General features: G+C 62.6%; 18 protein-coding genes. 12 read left to right on the top strand and 6 right to left on the bottom strand.

The window, feature by feature from the left end:
* Positions 1-447: 447 nt before the first annotated feature.
* From AB7535_RS04040 to AB7535_RS04060, 5 genes are all read left to right on the top strand, one after another.
* On the top strand, positions 448-711 hold the full coding sequence (locus AB7535_RS04040; RefSeq protein WP_063984906.1) for a DUF1488 domain-containing protein: 264 nt from the start codon (positions 448-450) through the stop codon (positions 709-711).
* 102 nt (positions 712-813) lie between these two features.
* Positions 814-1,131 (top strand): co-chaperone GroES, encoded by a 318-nt coding sequence (locus AB7535_RS04045; protein WP_063984905.1) that lies wholly within the window; start codon positions 814-816, stop codon positions 1,129-1,131.
* 141 nt (positions 1,132-1,272) lie between these two features.
* Complete coding sequence (gene groL, locus AB7535_RS04050) at positions 1,273-2,922, top strand: chaperonin GroEL (protein ID WP_071917644.1); 1,650 nt, start codon at positions 1,273-1,275, stop codon at positions 2,920-2,922.
* A 583-nt stretch (positions 2,923-3,505) separates the two neighbouring features.
* Positions 3,506-3,889 (top strand): hypothetical protein, encoded by a 384-nt coding sequence (locus tag AB7535_RS04055; RefSeq protein ID WP_135215055.1) that lies wholly within the window; start codon positions 3,506-3,508, stop codon positions 3,887-3,889.
* Positions 3,890-4,210: 321 nt separating this feature from the next.
* Positions 4,211-4,885, top strand: coding sequence for a Crp/Fnr family transcriptional regulator (locus AB7535_RS04060; RefSeq protein WP_063984903.1), 675 nt, complete (start codon positions 4,211-4,213; stop codon positions 4,883-4,885).
* A gap of 63 nt (positions 4,886-4,948) precedes the next feature.
* Here AB7535_RS04060 and AB7535_RS04065 read toward each other — a convergent pair whose 3' ends face one another.
* Both AB7535_RS04065 and AB7535_RS04070 read right to left on the bottom strand, forming a co-directional pair.
* Complete coding sequence (locus AB7535_RS04065) at positions 4,949-5,347, bottom strand: hypothetical protein (RefSeq protein WP_144030843.1); 399 nt, start codon at positions 5,345-5,347, stop codon at positions 4,949-4,951.
* Positions 5,348-5,729: 382 nt separating this feature from the next.
* Positions 5,730-6,686, bottom strand: a complete 957-nt coding sequence (locus tag AB7535_RS04070) for a hypothetical protein (protein ID WP_085404541.1) — start codon at positions 6,684-6,686, stop codon at positions 5,730-5,732.
* Between the two features lie 256 nt (positions 6,687-6,942).
* Between AB7535_RS04070 and AB7535_RS04075 the strand changes: the two genes are divergently transcribed.
* Positions 6,943-7,410, top strand: coding sequence for a hypothetical protein (locus AB7535_RS04075; protein ID WP_085404540.1), 468 nt, complete (start codon positions 6,943-6,945; stop codon positions 7,408-7,410).
* A gap of 47 nt (positions 7,411-7,457) precedes the next feature.
* Here the strand turns inward: AB7535_RS04075 and AB7535_RS04080 are convergent, their stop codons facing one another.
* The 3 genes from AB7535_RS04080 to AB7535_RS04090 form a co-directional block, all read right to left on the bottom strand.
* Positions 7,458-8,480: an alpha/beta hydrolase gene (locus AB7535_RS04080; protein WP_085404539.1), complete on the bottom strand. Its 1,023-nt coding sequence runs from the start codon at positions 8,478-8,480 to the stop codon at positions 7,458-7,460.
* 235 nt (positions 8,481-8,715) lie between these two features.
* Entirely contained in the window at positions 8,716-9,966 is a 1,251-nt protein-coding gene (locus AB7535_RS04085) for a multidrug effflux MFS transporter (RefSeq protein WP_085404538.1), read from the bottom strand.
* An 84-nt stretch (positions 9,967-10,050) separates the two neighbouring features.
* Complete coding sequence (locus tag AB7535_RS04090; RefSeq protein ID WP_085404537.1) at positions 10,051-11,397, bottom strand: glycosyltransferase; 1,347 nt, start codon at positions 11,395-11,397, stop codon at positions 10,051-10,053.
* Positions 11,398-11,788: 391 nt separating this feature from the next.
* On the opposite strand from AB7535_RS04090, the gene AB7535_RS04095 reads away from it, so the two are divergent.
* The 6 genes from AB7535_RS04095 (at position 11,789) to AB7535_RS04120 (ending at position 18,649) form a co-directional block, all read left to right on the top strand.
* Entirely contained in the window at positions 11,789-12,739 is a 951-nt protein-coding gene (locus AB7535_RS04095; protein ID WP_085404536.1) for a c-type cytochrome, read from the top strand.
* A gap of 365 nt (positions 12,740-13,104) precedes the next feature.
* Positions 13,105-13,830, top strand: a complete 726-nt coding sequence (locus tag AB7535_RS04100) for a response regulator (RefSeq protein WP_085404535.1) — start codon at positions 13,105-13,107, stop codon at positions 13,828-13,830.
* Positions 13,831-13,937: 107 nt separating this feature from the next.
* Positions 13,938-14,573, top strand: a complete 636-nt coding sequence (locus tag AB7535_RS04105; protein WP_085404534.1) for a DUF1127 domain-containing protein — start codon at positions 13,938-13,940, stop codon at positions 14,571-14,573.
* Positions 14,574-14,759: 186 nt separating this feature from the next.
* Entirely contained in the window at positions 14,760-15,668 is a 909-nt protein-coding gene (locus AB7535_RS04110; RefSeq protein ID WP_234678505.1) for a cytochrome-c peroxidase, read from the top strand.
* A complete protein-coding gene (locus AB7535_RS04115; RefSeq protein WP_085404533.1) occupies positions 15,665-18,166 on the top strand; it encodes a two-component system VirA-like sensor kinase in 2,502 nt (833 codons plus the stop codon). Before AB7535_RS04110 ends, AB7535_RS04115 begins: the two co-directional genes overlap by 4 nt.
* Before the next feature lie 198 nt (positions 18,167-18,364).
* Positions 18,365-18,649 carry a hypothetical protein gene (locus AB7535_RS04120; RefSeq protein WP_135215059.1) on the top strand — a complete coding sequence of 95 codons (285 nt, stop codon included), beginning with the start codon at positions 18,365-18,367 and terminating at the stop codon, positions 18,647-18,649.
* Positions 18,650-18,703: 54 nt separating this feature from the next.
* On the opposite strand, the gene AB7535_RS04125 is transcribed toward AB7535_RS04120, so the two are convergent.
* A complete protein-coding gene (locus tag AB7535_RS04125) occupies positions 18,704-19,591 on the bottom strand; it encodes a VOC family protein (RefSeq protein WP_085404532.1) in 888 nt (295 codons plus the stop codon).
* Positions 19,592-19,751 lie beyond the last annotated feature (160 nt).

The raw sequence follows: 19,751 nt of genomic DNA on the forward strand, positions 1-19,751 counted from the left end.
AGACGTTGCTGTTTTTGTTCGCCACCATTCACTCAGAACATCTTCCAGAAACTCGAGATCAGTTACCCGGACGGTGTTCGCGAATTCCGCACAACGATCGCGCGGGTCGCTGAAGATAAGCTGACCACCTGTAGGACTGAGCGCAGTACGAGTGACGGTCGTACCTTGTGAAAGGATCGTATCAACTGCCGCCGGGCTGAGCTCGTGAGTCATTTCAGCGGAGCCAACTAGCTGTTGGCTTGAGCCGATAGCGCGGGTGAGCCGAGAGGACTACCACTGAAAATTTATTGCAGCGACGATCAACAGCCCGAAGAAGATCACGAGGCTGGTCGCACTTAATTTTCGTGGGCAGTTGTAATCCGATTCCAGAGTAGCCATTTATGGTTTAGCGCAGCCGGATCGCTCTCAGAACCTATTCCCGTTGCGCAAACTTGATCGGACCCAACCATGATCGAGTTTCCGAATTTCAGTCGTTCATATGACCGAACGCGGCACGCCGTGCGTTTTTGGGGATACGATAGCGCGTTAGAGGCATCGTTCTTCATAGAGGAAGACGCGCTGAGGCGACTTGAACCGGGCGCTCACTCCAACAATGAATCGGATTTCCTGAGCGCATTCGATTCCAATCGTGATGTGATATGTGCCGCCGCTGCCAGGGTGTACGTCCGCGGCAGCAGGGGCTCTTACGATCTGGTCGCCGCCAATTTTTGAGACGAAGCCTCACGTCTTGATGGACGCGGAAGACTTCGTTTACGGCACGTGCTTCATTACGACTGCCAATCCAGAATAATCACAAAAGCCAGGGAGGATCGCATGAAATTCCGTCCGCTCCATGACCGCGTCGTGGTCAAGCGCATAGAGGCCGACGACAAGACAGCCGGTGGCATCATCATTCCGGACACCGCCAAGGAGAAGCCCTCCCAGGGCGAAGTCATCGCCGTCGGCCCCGGTGGCCGCGACGAAGCCGGCAAGCTGATCCCGATCGACCTGAAGGTCGGCGACCGCGTGCTGTTCGGCAAGTGGTCCGGCACTGAAGTCAAGATCGACGGCGTCGACCTGCTGATCGTGAAGGAAAGCGACATCATGGGCGTCCTCACTGATCTGCCGGCCGCCAAGAAGAAGGCCGCGTAAGCGCCAGCCGGTTTTCCTTACCCTGAGGATTCGGCGTAGCCGGGTTCTCGAAGGATGAGGCCCGCAATTCAAATCTCATCCCTCAAGAGCTCGCCAGTTGCGCGGCCTTTGGGATCTGACCAGTTGAAAACGGAGATCGCCATGTCAGCCAAAGAAGTCAAATTCGGCGTCGATGCCCGCGACCGCATGTTGCGCGGCGTCGAAATTCTCAATAACGCGGTGAAGGTCACGCTCGGTCCGAAGGGCCGCAACGTCGTGCTCGACAAGTCGTTCGGCGCTCCCCGCATCACCAAGGATGGCGTCACCGTCGCCAAGGAGATCGAGCTCGAAGAGAAGTTCGAGAACATGGGCGCACAGATGGTGCGCGAAGTCGCCTCCAAGTCAGCTGACGCGGCCGGCGATGGCACCACCACCGCCACCGTGCTCGCGGCTGCGATCGTGAAGGAAGGCGCCAAGGCGGTTGCCGCCGGCATGAACCCGATGGACCTCAAGCGCGGCATCGACTTGGCAGTGGACGCCGTCGTCGCCGACCTCGTCAAGAACTCCAAGAAGGTCACCTCGAACGAGGAGATCGCCCAGGTCGGCACCATCTCGGCCAACGGCGATGCGGAGATTGGCAAGTTCCTCTCCGACGCCATGAAGAAGGTCGGCAACGAGGGCGTCATTACGGTTGAAGAAGCCAAATCGCTCGAGACCGAGCTCGAAGTCGTCGAAGGCATGCAGTTCGACCGCGGCTACATCTCGCCCTACTTCGTCACCAACGCCGACAAGATGCGCGTTGAAATGGACGACGCCTATATCCTGATCTACGAGAAAAAGCTCTCCAGCCTGAACGAACTGCTGCCGCTCCTGGAAGCAGTCGTGCAGAGCGGCAAGCCGCTCGTTATCATCGCCGAAGACGTGGAAGGCGAGGCGCTTGCGACCCTGGTCGTCAACCGTCTGCGCGGCGGCCTGAAGGTCGCGGCCGTCAAGGCTCCGGGCTTCGGCGATCGCCGCAAGGCCATGCTGCAGGACATCGCGATCCTGGCCGGCGGCCAGGCGATCTCGGAAGATCTCGGCATCAAGCTCGAGAACGTCACGCTCAACATGCTCGGTCGCGCCAAGAAGGTGATGATCGACAAGGAGAACACCACGATCGTCAACGGCGCCGGCAAGAAGGCCGACATCGAGGCGCGCGTGGCCCAGATCAAGGCGCAGATCGAGGAGACCACCTCGGACTACGACCGTGAGAAACTCCAGGAGCGTCTCGCCAAGCTCGCAGGCGGCGTCGCGGTGATCCGCGTCGGCGGCGCGACCGAGGTCGAGGTGAAGGAGCGCAAGGATCGCGTTGATGACGCGATGCATGCGACCCGCGCGGCGGTCGAGGAAGGCATCGTCCCGGGCGGCGGCGTCGCCCTGCTCCGTGCCTCCGAGCATCTCAAGGGGCTGCGCACCAAGAACGACGACCAGAAGACCGGCGTCGAGATCGTGCGCAAGGCGCTGTCCGCGCCGGCTCGCCAGATCGCGATCAACGCCGGTGAAGACGGCTCGGTGATCGTCGGCAAGATCCTGGAAAAGGAACAGTACGCCTACGGCTTCGACTCGCAGACCGGTGAGTATGGCAACTTGGTCGCCAAGGGCATCATCGACCCGACCAAGGTGGTTCGCGTGGCGATCCAGAACGCGGCCTCGGTTGCGGCTCTCCTGATCACCACCGAAGCCATGGTGGCCGAGGTGCCGAAGAGGAACGCCGGCGGCGGCGCGCCTGCGGGTGGCGGCGGCATGGGAGGCATGGGCGGTATGGATTTCTAGGTCAAACCGCTCATGGCCGAACGGCAGACAAGGGAAGGGATGGCCGATTTCCAGGAGGCAGAAGCGACGATCTGCTCACAGGAAAGGGTCAGTTGAGAACCGCATGCGCACTCCGCAGTCCGGCAAACCCTTCCAGGGAAGCTTCTCCTCGTTTGCCGAGACGCCGAGGTGAGACTGCTGTTCTATCGCCCTCGACTGCGAACGGCCTTCCCAAGCGAAAAGCCCGGCCGCGAGGGCCGGGCTGATCGGTAATATATTCAAGTCAGGCAATGCAGGAATAAAGCGGGGAGAGGCGTCGCCGTCTGTTCGAAAAGGAACACCTGAACCGATTATTGGTACCGCCCGCGCTCAACTGCGAAAGGCGGAGAATCTCACAAAGGCCCTGCATTTCCAGGAGCATCAAGGGTGCAGATACTCGCCGTGGCGCGCTGGCATCAGACTGCAGCGAGCCGGCGCATCAAGCCATCCCGAAGGTATCCCTACGCGAGTGTAGTGAGCAATTTGGTACAGACGCCGATCCCTCGACGTGTCTAGCCTCCTTAACCGGTGAAGCTCAACATACCTCCAAATCAAGGCGAAAATCATGGAAATCTCCAGCGAGACGAAAGCTGCCGTGCGGCCGGCACTGTGGGGAGCCGCGGCCGGAGCAATTGCTCTGGCAATCGTGGGTTTCAGCTGGGGCGGCTGGGTGACGGGTGGGGCCGCCGAGACGCTCGCGAGGAATAGTGCTGCGACGGCTGTCGTCGCAGCTCTCACACCCATCTGCGTTGAGAAGTTTCAACAAGCCGCTGATGCCTCGGAAAACCTGGTCGCAATGAAGAAGACGACCTATGCGTGGGATCAGAGCAAGTTCGTCGAAAAAGGCGGTTGGGCCACGATGCCGGGAAGCACTGAGCCAAATTCAGCCGTTGCGAAAGCTTGTGCCGAATCGCTTGGTAGCAAGAAAGCTGTGGAGCTGCGCGGATAGTCAGGCAAGTCGCGCGGCGGAAATCTGCGCATAGACGCGCCGGCCCCTCGACACGTCTGCATCTTGCGCAGTGGAAGGGGGCTCCTGCAAAGCAGACCAGGCAGTCGTCGCCAGATGGTCAAGCATCAAATTCGTCGTATCTACTTTGAACGGAGAACTCGATGGGACGAAATCCCTGAAGCCCAGGTCGAGCCGAGCGCTTCCCCTCGTCATTTCAGTTCCCGATTTGCCGCACGCCACGCGGCCTTCCAACGGGTGAACATCCTTTCAATTGTGGTAGTATGATTGCGTGTTAATGGTCCAGCGAACGAGAGTCCTGCCTTGGTGAAAGCGGCGAAGGACTTTGATCCCAGAGCATTCCTTGCCAAGGTCGGGGCCGGGAAATCGATCTCGAAAGTTGGCAAAGGTCGGAGCGTGTTCGTGCAGGGAGATGCCGCGGACGCGGTATTCTACATTCAAGAGGGAAAGATCAAGCTCACGGTCGTTTCGGACCAAGGCAAGGAAGCCGTCGTTGGGATTTTGGAGCCCGGACAATTCTTTGGCGAGGGCTGCCTCAATGGTCATCCATTGCGTCTTGCCACGACTACGGCAATGGAGTCCTGTGTCATCACGAGAATATCGAAGACGGCGATGACTACGGCGCTCGAAGGCAAGCCGAAGTTCTCTCAATTGTTCATGGCGTATTTGCTCGCGCGCAATAGCCGGATTGAAGAAGACCTGATCGACCAACTCTTCAATTCGAGCGAGAAACGCTTGGCGCGCCTGCTGCTTCTGCTGGCGAACTTCGGCAAGGAAGCCAGCTCGCAGCCCATTGGCGTCAATATCAGCCAGGAAACGCTGGCCGAAATGATCGGTACGACCCGGTCACGGGTCAGCTTCTTCATGAACAAGTTCCGGAAGCTTGGCTTCATCAGCTACAATGGAAAGATCGAGGTCCATAGCTCGCTTCTGAACGCGGTTCTGCGCGACAAACCCGAGATAGACCGGAAGAACTGACCGCCGCGCGGCCAAACCGAGCGCCGGGCCAAACGCGGGACATTAGCCCACTCGAATAGCGGATCAGGGCGGCAGTTCGTCGCGGACCGAGCCTCCCTCGTTCTCCCATCGTGACAGAGCGGTTGCGCTCGATCTCGCATCGCCAGGCGTGTCCTTTTTCAAAGGCAGCTTGTTGCGACCGATTTCATTGTTGCGCCTGTGATCCGTCAAAAAGACGAAGCCGGCCCGCCAGGTGTTGAATTTACAGCTTCCCTCAGCGCTGGCCGAATCCTTAACGAGCTCGCCGGACGCGGTCGCTCTTGCGCGATGCTGCTGAGATTTGGACATATGCAGAGCCCTTTCGTTGGAAGTCTCCGCGCACTCCGGCCAATCTCGACGGTTGACCAAGGTGGACTTGAATGTGGGGATCGAAGCGATGAATAGCGAGCCCTCGGCATAAATAAGATTGCCAAAGGAGCGCACGGATCGCTTTGCCGTGCGTCCAATCGTGCCGCGCGGCAAAAGAGCCGCTGTAGCGGATTGTAGTCAGAAACAATTCACTGCCATCTTCGACGACATCGTAGTTGCGAGCGATGGAGTCGGCAGCAATTGGCGGCGAGGAGCACGCGCCCGGCAGCGTCCGACCAATCCCTCAGGCGCGGCAATGATGCTGACAGACAGAAACACCGTAATCGCGTCCCGGCGCTGGTTCGCACCCAAGCTTCTGATCTATCGACCAGTGGGATTCGCTGCCGGATGGTAAGACAAGCTGTCCTTGCTTCATTTGGAAATGGCGCAGTCCGCTGCCCGTTGAAGAGAGATCGGGCAGCGACGGCGGCACGGTGGGGCCGTTGGCGATTGATGATCAACTCGGCGTTCGCGGCTTGCTGCTGTTTGATGATGGGCCGCCTGATGCTTGCCGTTCCTTCGCTTCGTAATATTCGGCCGAGAACTTGATGGACCATCGCGCGAAGAACGAACGCAATTCCTGAGTGGGCTTCTCGACGCCCAAATGCTCTGCGACATGCGCCTCGCGCAACCATCGCACCGCCGATGTGAGACCGGCGATGCGCTCGAGCCTCTCAACCGCCGCGGTCCCGGCGATCTCTGCCTGCCGATAGCGAAGGCCGAATTTTCTGATCACATGCACGCGCTTGATGATGTCGTAGCCCTTGAAGACGAGCTGAACGAGTGGATGCTTTCTGGCCTGCGGCCAGGCTGCCGGATAGACCGGTAGCACCAGAAGCTTGCTCTTCGCGATGACCGTTGCGAGCGGATGCAGGAGTTGCATCCAGGCTGGCCAGGATGTGACCTTGGCAAACAATACCGCGTGCATCGCCGTTGCCGCACCGAAAGAGATCGGCAGCCAAAGGACCGCGCACAGGATCACGAGCAATGCGGCGTTCGGCGTGAGATGCCGGCATGTTCTGAACACCCATGCCATGCCGCCTTCAAAGGCATCATGCACAGCGTGTTCGAACGCCCGATAGCTGATCTTCCGCCGGAACCACAACCAGTTGCGCCGAATCGATCTACCCCACTGTCGACGCTTCGCGGCGGACAGGGGAAGGAAGCGCACCGCGCCATCGATGACGGTCAAGATGACATCGCCGACAAGTCTGGCCGCGAAGAGCGGCAGCCAGACAATCTGCATCGCAAAGGGGAAGGCGTAGTCGAGCATCCGCATCAAGATCGAAAGAACGAAACGCAGGATCTTGTTCGTGACGAGCGCGACAACAACAAGTGGGATGATAATCACATCGTCGAGCGCACCGCGAAAGCGGCTTTCCTCGGTCCATGCCGGGTGACGACCATCGGTCACGGTGCACCGTCCGGGCTGAGTGCCGGCTCAGACTAGCACATTGCGCGCTCGAGGGGGGCCTCAGGTGCCGGTCGTTAGGCGACACCGAGCACTCCGCATAAGGGACCAGTTCGCATGACCCGCGTTAACCCTGTCTCTGATCTTGTCCGGTCGCCGCGCCGGCTGGTTTAGTTCTGCCGCCAAGCCGCCTTATTGGATGTCTGCAATTGGTCTCCGGCTTTGAACGAGGCGTCTCGTTCGGGAAGCGTGAAATCAGATGAAGGCGGCTCTCATCCTCGTTGGCTTCAGTACACTCGCGGTGATGGAGCTTGAGACGGCGCCCCGCATGACCAAGCCCGTGAACGCGCCGCCTGTTCAGGCGACCGTCGGGTTACGCGTCTCAGCCGATACGCTGACGACGGCAGACCGGCTCGGGACCCCGCACATGCACATGCAATTTGAAGCGCCTCCGCAGCTGGTCTCCTTGAGCGAACCGATGCCTCCGCCGGATCAAACGGCGAATGTTGCGCCAGAGCCTTTGAAGATCATCGCGCCACACCAGCGCACCGCAAGCGGGAGAAAATTCGCGGTCATGCTGCCCAGACCTCGGCCCGTGCAGGAAACGTCCAAGGCATTTGCGAATGCCAAGCGCGCCAAGCCAGTCGCGGAGGTCAAGCCCTGCCGGTCAGGTGTCTTCGATGGCCTGTTCAAGGCATTGAACCTGTCAACGGGATGTCAGAGCTAGCCCTAAGATACCTCTCTATCAGCGATATCGTTTCCGCCACGCCGGGTTCACGCGGCCACGGTATCAATCGAGCGGCGTATCACCTGGCGCACCTCTGCATTCGACAGGAACAGGTCGTGGTTGATAACGCCCCAGCCTGCCTCGGACGCATCGACCACGCGCACCCCGAGCCCTTCGATGGCGGTCTTCTCGGCAGCGCCGACCCGTGTCATCCCACCAGCGAGTTGCCCCGACAACGCCAGCGCGCGGTCGTTCGTTGCGGCGATGACGGTGATCTTGCGCGAAAGCGGACCGATGCGGTTGATCGACGACGAGAACACGTCCATGTCGATGTCCGGCGCGGCGAACACCACGGCCCCGATCCTGCCCGCAACGGCGTCACCGGATCGCGCATAGAGCTGGCGCAGGCTTTCGAGCGTCAGCATGGTTCCCATGCTGTGCGCGACGATGTGGACGCGGCCGGCGCTTGAACTCGTCACGACGGATTGCAGCACGCGTTCGAAGCCATCGCGGGACCACATTGCGCTGTCGCGGTCATAGGCGTAGTCGAACAGTCCAGCCTTCGAGGGCCAGGAGAATACCATCGTCTGGCCGCGGAACCTGATGCCATCGGAGAGATGCGCGGCATCGAGCGCCGCTGTCTCGAACGTCTGCTTGAAGCCGTGCACGTAGATCAGGACGTCTGGTCCGCCGCCGGCCTGCGCGACAAGACTGCCGACATCGCCCGATACCGGCTCGATCCCATCAAGACGCCAATCGTCAAGTCCGGCTGCAGCCAGAGAAAAACGGCTGTCACCAGGCGCCACAAGCTTCGCTCGTGCGACGGTCATCGTAGAAGCCCGCTCCGGCCCAAACCACGGCTTCGACCGGCCGCCGTTCACTGGCTTGCGCGTGGTTACGACGAGCAACGTAGGGTCGACCGAGAGCGACGAAGCGTCGTACCGTGCGCCGGTAGCACCCAGGCTGGCGCATCCGCCCAACGCGACGACGCAGGCTGAGGACGCAAGCCCGCCAAGGAGCGCACGGCGGGACGCAGTCACTTCGTGTTGCACTAGACGTCGGATGATCACGCAGAACCTTTGGGAACTGCCCCCTGGAGGAGCCCGCCCCCTGCGCGCGTTCCTGAATGATGATGGCGGCGAGAATAAGGGCGGGGCGCGCCACGCCGCTTGTTCCAAATGCGGATTGAAATCGTCGAATAATCAAACAGGTTTTGGTTCCGCCATGCGGAGGTTCGATCCCTCACAGGCCTAGTCAGCTGGCAACCCGACGGATGCGCCGGGCTGCCAGCTGGATTCGGCCAACTCAGGACTTCGTGGGGCTGCGGACCGCCACGCCGGGATCGATCGTCTGCGACGGTAGGCGGCGTTCGGCGGGGCGCGCGACCAGCAGATAGAGAACCAGAGCGAGCAGCGACGTTGCCGCCATCACCGCCGTCATCGACAACGCGGTCCGCCCGTCGAAGCGAAGTGCGACCAATCCGCTCGATATTGCGCCGGCGGTCAGCTGAATGCTTCCGGCGGCAGCGCTGACGGCGCCCGCGATCTCCGGGAGACGCTGCATCGTCGCGCTCATCACGTTCGGCACGCTGAACCCGAAGCCGAGTGCGACCGCCATCAGCAGCGCAACCACGAGTGACGTGGGCATCCACCCGGCCAACGTCATCGCGAGCAGGGCGGTGCTGGCGGCGGCCGACAGCGTCAGCCCGGTTGCGAGCATGCGGGCGGACTCTACGCCGCGCCGGCCGAGCTGGCCGTCGAGAAAGGCGCCGACCATGACGGCCCCCGAGCATGCGCTGAAGATCAGGCCATATTGCTCCGGGCGCAGTCCGATGGCGCCGACGAAGAACAGCGAGGCGCCGGTGACGTAGGCAAACACGGTCGCGCCGCCCGCGGCGCCGACCAGGATGAAAGGCAACGACACCGGATGCGTCAGCACCTGGCGGTAGCTGTCGATGACGGCCGAAAGCCCCAGGCGGCCGGCGCGGTCGGTCGTCGCAGTCTCCGCGAAGCGAAACATCACCACGACCAGCAGCATGAGACCGATCCCCGCCTGGACGGCATAGATTGATCGCCAGCCGGCGATCGCCAGCAGGGCGGCTCCGGCCGTCGGTGCGATCACGGTCGCGACATTGACCGTGACCATGACGTTGGCGATCTTGCCTCGCGCGGCGTTGCCGTCGAAGAGATCGCGAATGATGGCAAAGGTCGTTGCGGTGGCGGCGGCGCCGATGCCCTGGACGAAGCGGCCCAGCAATAGAACCGGCAGCGAGGACGCTTTCGCGCAGGCAAGGCTTGCGGCGACGAACAGTACGAGGCCGAATGCCAGAATCGGCTTGCGGCCCAGGCGGTCGGAGATTGGTCCGTAGATCAGCGGCGCGGTGGCGAGGCTGAGCATGAAGGCGCTCATGGTCAGCCCGACATCCGACGCGCTCGCGTCGAGCGTCGCGCCGGTCGCTGCCAGCGCCGGCAGATTGATGTCGATGCCGGAATAGGGCACGGCCGCCAGAAAACCGAGCAGCAACGTGAAGGCGAAGGATGCGGGGTCGATTTGCATGGACGGTTATCCGGTTCCGGCTTGTTCGATGTGCATGAGGTGATGGAGGTGCGGTCGCCCGCCCTCCATCGTCGCGTTCGGCGATTACGCGCGCCGTTCGGCGCGCCGCCCCCGGCTTGCCGCCATCGCGCCGGTGTGCGAGCTCTCGTCGGCCACGAGCTCGCCGATGACCCGGAGGATTTCGGCCCGCGTGTCGATCCCGGCGAATTCGTCGGCGATCTGCGAGGCACGCGACTGGAAGCGGGATTGATCGAGCACCGTCCGCACCGCGTCGCGCAATGCCTTCGGTGTTGGCTCGTTGGTCGCGAGGTTGATGCCGACCCCGGACCATGCGACCCGCGCGTTGACGTCGGCCTTGTCTTCGGTCAGCCCCGCGGTGACCAGCGGGATGCCGAAGCTCATGGCCTGGTTGACGCTGCCATAGCCGCCGTTGGTGACGAGCACGTCGACGTTCGGCAGCAGCCATTCGAACGGCAGATAGCTGGCGATGCGCGCGTTCGACGGGATCTTGCCGGGGATGGCGTCAATCGGGCGGCCGCCTGCCGTCACGATCACCAGGATGTCTTCCTCGTCCGCGAGGGCCGCCAGCGTCGGGGCAACCAGCAGATTGAAATTGTGATTGGCCACCGTTCCCTGCGTCACCAGAACGATCTTGCGCGATCCGCCGAGCTCTTCGGCCCAGGACGGCGGCGGAACCTGGTTGGCGATGATCGGCGGGGTGCCGACGAAATGCACTGAGGGCGGAATCTCGCGAGGAAATTCGAAGCTTGGCACCGACAGTTGCAGATAGGCATCCCCGAGAGCGACCACGGAATGGAACATCGGCATCGCGATCGGCCCGACCCCGAGAGACTTCAACGCCCGGTTCAGGCGCATCGACACCGGCTGATCGACTGCCGCATCAAATTCCCGCGCCATGGCCGCGTAGCGATCGCGCTCCTCGTCGGTCTTTGCCGGCGGCAGACCGAGGAAATTGGGCCCGCCGTCCTCGCGCGCCCAATGCAGAAACGAGGTCCCGCAGAGCGCGATGGGAGGCCGCTGCGAGCGCGGTCCGAGCAGCATCGGCAGCACACCGAACAGCATGTCGTCGGCGACAATGATGTCGGCGGGGAATTGCCGCAGGATTTGCAGCAGCCCCTGGTGCTGGGCCGGAATGGCGTCGACGAAGATGCGCTCGCAAGCAACACGGAACCACTCCAGTCCCGGCGGAATGGTCTTGAGTTCGGGGAATCGCGAGAAGACGTCGTTCGGATCGAAGTCCGCGTCCTCGGGAAGGGGAAAGAACTTCACGCCGCTGGCTTCGACGCGGGCACGAAAGGCGGTGCCCGTCAGGAAAGCGATCTCGTGACCATCTCCACGCAGGATTTGCGTGATCGCCAGCATCGGATTGAGATGACCCGTCGCAGGTGTCGAAGCGATAAGAATCTTCATGTGAGTTGACCTCTTGATGATCGATGCACGGTCGCCCCAGAGCGTCCGGTCGAGTAAGAGGCAATTGAAGCGATCGCCGTTACGCCAAGACTTCCGGCGGCAGCGAAAATGGTTACGGCGGCAACGCATCGTGGCGCTGCCAAGGCCGGGCAAAAAAAGTTCGGTGCGAAACCGGTGACATCCTGCCAGCAGCGATAATGCTGGCACAGGATTACAATTGTAACGCGAGCGGCGGGCGATGAAACGGCACGGAAACACCGCGCTGTTAATCCGGCAGACCTCCGCATGGCACACCTTCGCAGATATTGGCGCGTTGGCGTCGGCCGAAATTCATTTTTGACGATCCGGATGTCGCGCGGCATCGGTCGCACCCAATTCATTGAGGACTGGCATGGAAAATATTGTCGCCCTGATTGCGATGGTTGCGTTCATCGCGTTTCTGGCCTGGCTGGGCGTTCGCGCCGCCCGGACGAAATCTGCTCTGGCGAAGTGGAGCGGCATGGTGCTGACGGCCGTGCTGGCCGTCTCAGTGTTCGGCGTCGCCGCTTTGACCGCGGTCGGTATCGTCCGGCAACACGCCCGTTCTGCACCGGTCCCGGATGTGAAGATCGAGGCGACACCGGACCAGATTGCCCGAGGCATGGCCGTGGCCGACGGCTTTTGTGCCGCATGTCACTCGCAGACCGGGACGCTGACCGGCGGCGGCGATGTGGCCAAGGATCTCCCGATTCCCATCGGCGCGTTCGTGCCGGCCAATCTCACGCCCGCCGGCGTCTTGAAGAATTGGTCCGATGCCGAGATCTTTCGAGCCATTCGCAACGGGATCGACGCGAGGGGGCGCTGGCTGGCGATCATGTCCTTCACCAATGCCGGCCGGCTCAGTGACGACGACACCAAGGCCGTGATCGCCTACATCCGCAGCCTGCCCGCGAGCGGTGCGCAGACCCCGGATCCGCCGGATCGCTTCAGCCTGCTGGGCATCGTGATGCTGGGCGCCGGACTGTTGCCGGATGCGAAGCCCGTCTTCACCGGCGTGATCACCGCGCCGCCGAAGGCGCCGACGGCGCTCTATGGCAAGTACCTGCTGTCCTATCAGGATTGCCGCGAATGCCACGGCAGGGATCTCGGCGGCGGCGTGCCGGGACAATTGCCGCCGCTCGGACCGGACCTCGGTATCGTCAAGAACTGGAGCCTTGCGCAATTCGTCGACACCATGCGCACAGGCGTTGATCCGAACGGGCATCGGCTCGGCGAGCAGATGCCGTGGCGGCCGATCGGGCGGATGGATGACGACGATCTCGCCGCGATCTACCAGTACCTGTTGGCTCTGCCGGGCTCCTGATGAGTCCGTGAAGCCCGCAAACGCCCGCGCCCTGCGGGGCCGGGCAACAGCCTGCGCAGCACATCGCAGTCGCTGAACGACAGCGCAGGCCGCAGGCTTCCTATCGCCCCAAAGTAGTAAGCGTTGGGATCACAATTATTCACGTATGCGACATCCGGTGGAATTAGCCGCAGAATTACCCTGTTGCGGCGTCATCACGGCATCATAGATAGGTTCAGTGTGTGCCGATGACCGCGGATATCCCGTTCTATTTTGAGCGATTCCAATTCGGACGACATCAATATCATTTCACCACAGCCGGACGTTGACGTTCGCAATTTTTAAGTACAGCTCACTCGGCGGACGGCGAATTTTGAGAGTATGGAATGCTTGCAGATATTGGCCACATCGTCGTCGTCGATGACGATCCGACGTTAAGGCAAATGGTGATCAAATATCTCGAGGAGCACAATATCCCGACAAGGGCGGCCTCCAACAGATCGGAATTGAACCACTATCTCGATGGCAGCCAGCCGAGCCTGATCATCCTCGACCTTCGGCTTGGTCAGGATGACGGTTTGGACCTGTTGAGGGAAATCCGGTCGCATTCCGACGTGCCGGTCATCATCACGACGGGCCATCGCCCCGACGAGATCGATCGCATCGTCGGGCTCGAGCTTGGCGCCGACGACTACATCATCAAGCCGTTCTCGTTGCGTGAGCTGCTGGCGCGCGTCCGCGCGGTGTTGCGGCGGCAGGAGATGGGACGGGCCGCGCGCGCCCGCGATCCCGAGCGCGGGGGCTATCGCTTCAGCGGCTGGAAGCTCGAACGCCGCAGCCGAAAGCTGACCGATCCCGACGAAGCGCCGGTGCCGTTGAGCAAGGGAGAATATGCGCTGCTGCTGGCCTTTCTCGAGGCGCCGCAGCGTGCCCTGACCCGCGAGCATCTGCTGCAGGCGACCCGCATCCATGAGGATATTTTCGATCGCAGCATCGACGTCCAGGTGCTGCGGCTGCGGCGCAAGCTGGAGACCGATCCGAGCGCGCCGCGCGTCATTCAGACCGAGCGCGGCGTCGGCTATGTCTTCGCGGTGCCGGTCGATCCGTTCTAGAAGCAATTGGCGGATTGCAATTGTAGCCAATTTGCCGATGGCGGTGACCTTGGCGTAACAGCGGGCCGTCAGATTGCCTCCCACCAACAGCGTGTGGGAGATTTACGATGGAGAAGTATTCTCACAGTGTGAGCCGCGTTGCCTTGCCGGGTCACATGGAACTCGACAGGGCGAACTGGGTCGCACGATCTGACGGTCGTGGCATGGTCCGTCTCGGTGCGATTGCCGCGAGGCATCGCGCGCCGGACATCGCTTCGCCACCGGACGTGCCGCCTGCCGGGCAGGATCAGCCCGTCACCACATTCTGGTGGGCGGTCTTCGCCTCCTTGATGGAAGGCTTTGCCCTTTACGGGGCGGCCTTGCATCCGACAGCAGCCGCGCCGGTTCAGGCGATGCTGGAGGCCACGAGAGATTGCCGGTCGCCCTCGGCGGGTCGCGAGCCCGCGGAGAAGCGCGGCAACGATGGAGCCGACAACAATGGGAATGACAATAATGGGAATATCGTCAGGCTCGATCGCGCCGAGCCACGCGATGCGCGACTGGAGCGGAGCTGGAATCGGCTGGGGTCGCTCGGCGCGACCCTCGGGACTCTGATGGACCTGCCTGCGCACTGGCGTCGGGAACGTGAGATCAGGAAGGCCGTCGCTGCGTTGATGGAGTTCGATGACCGGACCTTGCGGGACCTCGGGATTTCCGGCAGGTCGGACATCGAGCGGGTGGTGAGGTACTGCCGTGATTGCTGACACCATCGCCCGGAGCATGTGGCGGCCACCTTCGCGAAATCATCCAGCTTCGATCAAAATTCCTTGAGCAGCCGCGACAATTCTCGCTTCACCCCCACATTGCTGGGCGTGCAGCAGTTCGCCAGATTTCTCGGGGCCGGACGAGGTGCCGGCCTTCGACGTTGCGCGATCGTGATTTGCGCACTGGTGCCGTGCTCTCTGAAGGTCTCTCCGGCACCGTCGCAGTCGCCGTCTGCCTTCGTGTCGGTCCGCAAGGATGAGCCCATCACGCCCATTCCGGCACCGCCGGCAATCAATCCGCTGAAGGTCAAGCTCGGCGAACGACTGTTCTCCGATCGCAGGCTGTCGCACGACAATTCACGCAGTTGCGCATCGTGTCACGATATCGCGACGAACGGCGCGAGCCCGAGGCAGCACGATGTCGGCCCCGACGGGGCGGCGATCGCGCTCAACACGCTCACCGTCTTCAATGCGGCGCTCAGCTTTCGCTTCGGCTGGGAAGGAAAATTACGCAACATCGAAGCCGATACCAGGGCGTCGCTGGAAAGCCCGCGCACCATGGCGAGCAGCTCGGTCGAGATCGCAGAGAAGCTCAATGCCGATCCCGACATGCGCGAGAGCTTCTTCGCGGCTTACGGCCACCGCCCGGAGCGCGGCGATGTCGTCGACGCGCTCGCGAACTTCCAGCGCACGCTGGTCACGCCGGGCGGCAAGTTCGATCGCTGGCTGGCGGGTGACGCCGCGGCGCTGTCGGAGGACGAGCTGGGCGGCTACCAATTGTTCAAATCGCTGGGCTGCGCGTCCTGCCATCAGGGCGTCAATGTCGGCGGCAATCTGTTCCAGCGCCACGGCATATTCCACCCGCTCGCATCGCCCGAGCCGAAAATTCTGCGCGTGCCGAGCCTGCGCAACGTCGCGACCACGCCGCCGTATTTCCATGACGGCAGCGCGCCGACGCTCGATGACGCGGTTCGCAAGATGGCCTTTGCCCAATTGAACGCCACGTTGACGGAGAAGCAGGTCAAGGCGCTCGTCGCCTTTCTGAACAGTCTGACCGGCACCTATCGCGGCGCGACTGTCGGAGGCTCCCCATGAAATTTGCCCCCGCCGTGATCGGCGTAACCTGCGTGCTCGCCCTGCTGACCTGGCTGTTGTTGAACGGGCTGAACTTCAATTCGGTGCGTTACGACCGTCAGCTCCAGGCGCTTGGCGACTTCACCCGGTTCGAACGCGCGATGACCAGGGAAGTGCTGACCGCGCGCGTCGGCCTGTCGCGCAACTATGACAAGCTGGTGCAGATGACCGATGCCTATGACGACGCCCTGACGCGGCTGCGCGAAACGCCGGGTCTCAATGCCGAAGAGACCAGGGCCATCGATGTGCTGTCGGCACGCGCCCTCCGGCAGGAGGATCTGGTCGAACGGTTCAAGAGCCGCAACGCGCTGCTCCAGAACTCCTTTGCCTATTTCGGTCTGTTCAGCGACAAGTTGGCCGAGTCGGATCAGCGGGCGCTGGTCACCGCCGCCTCCGCATTGGCGGCGGCGATGCTGCGCCTGACGCTCGATACGTCGGACGTCGTGGCGCGTCAGGTCCAGGGTCGATTGGAAGAGCTGGCGCTCGTGCAAACGCCGCCGCAGGACATGGATTCGGTCCGCGCGTTGCTGATGCACGGGGAGATGCTGCATGACCTTCTGCCCGACATCGACACGATCGTGAAGACGCTCGTCGCCGAATCGAACAACCGCGAGCAGGATGCCGTATTGGCATTGATCACCAGGCGTCAGCTCGCCTCGCGGGCGTCGGCGCGCCGGGTACGCCTGTTGCAGTTCATGACGTCGCTGCTGCTGCTCTGCGGCGTGGTCTATTTCGGATTGCTATTGCACCGGCGCGCGGTCACGCTGCGCCGCCGAGCGGCGTTCGAGCACGTCATGGCCGGCATCTCGATGCGGTTCATCGATTCGAGCCGCGAGAGGATCACCGCTGACGTCGAGACCGCGCTGCAACAGCTCGCCGGATGCATCGGTGCGGATCGCGCCTATTTCGTCGGCGCGACCGGGACGACGACAAGCACCTATCGGTGGTCCCGCGACGGGATCGCATTCGAGCCGGGTTGGCCGGATCGCGCGCTGAGCCTCGCGCCACGCTTCGACAGTGGCGAAGGCGGTATCGTTTATATTCCCAAGGTCAAGGCCGCCCATCCCGACGACACGATGAACCTGCTCGAGGACGCTGGCGTCGGCGGCTGGCTGTGCGTGACGGCGGTCAGGGGACATCGCGATGAAATCCTCGGCTTCGATACCGTGCCGGCCGGGGCGCTCGCATACTGGTCCGAAGTCTCGTTGTTTCGCATGGCGTTCGACGCCATCGGCAACGCGATCCGCCGGGTCCGGCTCGAAGGCGAGAAGGAGCGCTTGCAGGCGAGCCTGCAACAGGCACGCCGCATGGAAACCCTCGGCACCTTTGCCAGCGGTATCGCCCATAACTTCAACAATATCGTCGGCGCGATCCTCGGCTATGCCGAGATCGCCGAAGCGCGAATCCGGTCGGGAGGCCGGCCGGCCGGCAGCCTTGCGGAGATTCGCCGTGCCGGCGAGCGGGCGCGCGAACTGGTCGAACAGATTCTCGGCTTCGGCCGCCGCGGCGAGGGCAGGCGGGAGCGTGTCTGTGTCAGGACCCTGATCGACGAAACCAGATCGCTGCTGGCGGCTTCGTTGCCTTCGCACGTCCAGTTCGAGGTGAATGAGTCGGCCGAAGAGGCCACCGTGATGGGCGAGCCCGCCCAGTTGCAGCAGGTGATCCTGAATCTTTGCAACAATGCGGCACAGGCGATGACGGAGCCGGGTTGCATCGAACTCGGCATCAAGGTGCGCGATCTTCAACAGCCATTGTCGATCGGACGCAGTGAGGTCGGCCCCGGCCGCTTCACCGTGATTTCGGTCACCGATCCGGGGCCGGGAATGGACGAGGCGACGCTGGAACGGATATTCGAGCCCTTCTTCACGACGCGTCCGGACGGCAACGGCATCGGGCTCGCAACCGTTCGCGAGATCGCGGAGCAATATGGCGGCGCCGTCGCCGTGCAGAGCGAGCCGGATGCGGGCACGCGCTTCGACGTCTGGCTGCCATCCGGCGATCCCGACGAGGCGGTGCCGGTTCAGCACAGCCCCGATCTTGCGTTCCGTGGCGCGGGCGAGACGGTGCTGGTGCTCGACACCGATCGCCGTCGCCTGTTGCGCCATGAGGAAATCCTCGCGGCGCTGGGTTATGAGCCGGTCGGGTTCACCAGGCTGGCGGAGGCGATCACTGCCTGCCGCACCGCGCAAACGCGCTTCGATGCGGCGCTGGTGTGTCACATGCCCGGAGGCTCCTCGATCGAGCTGGCTGCGGCATTGCACGCGGCAGCGCCGGCCTTGCCGATGATTCTGGCGAGCCCATCGACGCGCGAGCTGGCGGTGCCGTCGCTGGAGACGTCAGGGATCACCGAGCTCGTTCATCACCCGCTGATATCGGCGGAGCTCGCCGGCGTCCTGGCGCGGAGCGTCGCCTCGTCGGCCGCACGACGACGCGTGAGGCGGTCCGCCGCGGCGCGGTAGAGCGTTTTCGAGCGAAGCGGATACCGGCGCGCGCGAAGAAAGCGCGTCAAAACAGGAATCCAGAGCTGGCGCACGACAATCGGCGATCGCGGTTGCAATGGTAACGCGATGTCGCCGCGGGCGAAATGGTCGAGTAGCCGGGACCTCCTATCCATCGCATGCGCATCGTCGCAACGTCACCGCGATAGGAGAATGATGATGTCAATCAGACTTGGCGTGACCGTCGTCGCAGCTACGTTTCTGTTCGGATCGGTTTCCAGCCTCAGGGCTGCCGGAGGCGCAAGCGCGCCTGTGACCATGTCCTCGCCTGGCAGTGTGGACGCAATGAAGTTCGCGGACCTGTCCCGGCAGGCTCCCATCGGTCACCGGCAGCCGCGACGCAGCGACGTGCCCGGGTCGACGCAAGCCTCGCCCCAAGACGCGGAGCTGCAGCGGCTCGACAGGGAGATCGACCGCCGGCTGATCATCTGCCGTGGCTGCTGATGGCCGGCCGAGGTCACGGATGGCGCGCGCCGTAAGGCGCGCGTTCGCCATCTCCTATCCCTCGTATTGATCCGGCCCCATCGCCCAGAGCGACTGATCGTGGCCGAATGCGTAATTGCGGTTGTTGATCGCCGGATTGCGATTGACCATCGGCCGCATGAACATCGGATGGGTCGCGCTGCGGACCTCGTGCTCGACCGTGAAGAGATGCCTGCCGCTGTCGAGATCGACGATGTCGCAGAAGCGGTACTGGTATTGATTGTCCTCGCGCGAGATCAGGTCGCGCGCCAGCAGTTTGCGGTAAGGGCCGGAGAAGTCGGTGATGTACATCTGCACGTGGTGGCCGTCGTAGTCGCCTTGGGGCCGATCGGTCTCGCGGAACAACAGATGCTGGTCGCGGCCGGTCTTCACGGCGGCGACCTGGCCGTCGCCGTTTCGCAAGCTTGCGGGCATGCCCATGATCTCGGGGTAGAAGGCGCAAATCGCCTTCGTGGTGCCTTCCGGCACGTCGAACTCGACATAGGGAATGCCGAGCGCGATGCGGCCGAAGCGTGCGGCGTCCGGCTCGTAGCAGCGCAGTCGGTTGCCCCACGGACAGATCGCCTCGACATGATCGTTGTGCTCGGCGAATGCGAACGCCGTGCCCTCGAGCTTCTTCGCGACCGACGCGAGCCGCGCCAGCAGCGCCTCGCGGCCCTCGATGACCAGCCCGACATGGCCGCGCAGCACCTGCGGCCTGCCGCTCGGCAGGTGAAACTGGCTCCGTCCGGCATTGATCCACATGTTGGTGTCGGACACCATCAGGTAGGGATCGCGGGTCAGTCCAAGCCCGGTCACGTAGAACAGCGTGGCGAGGCGCTGGTCGGGGACCTGGATGTTGACGTGCTCGAAATGGATCGCGTTGCCGAGATCTTCTGCGGATCGATCGAATTGTTGCGGCATGGATGTGCTCTGGCTGGGGGGACTGAGAGATCGATACTAGAGCAGAATTTCCGCCGGCCGAAACTGTTCGCCGATCACATCTTGAGGGCAGGGGCATGATGTCCGTTGCCGCCTTGCCGTGGCAGCCAGTCCCTGTAATCTGGCCAGAACATATGAATAT

Source organism: Bradyrhizobium sp. 956_D2_N1_4 (assembly GCF_052076025.1).
GTDB classification, from domain to species: Bacteria; Pseudomonadota; Alphaproteobacteria; order Rhizobiales; family Xanthobacteraceae; genus Bradyrhizobium; species Bradyrhizobium barranii.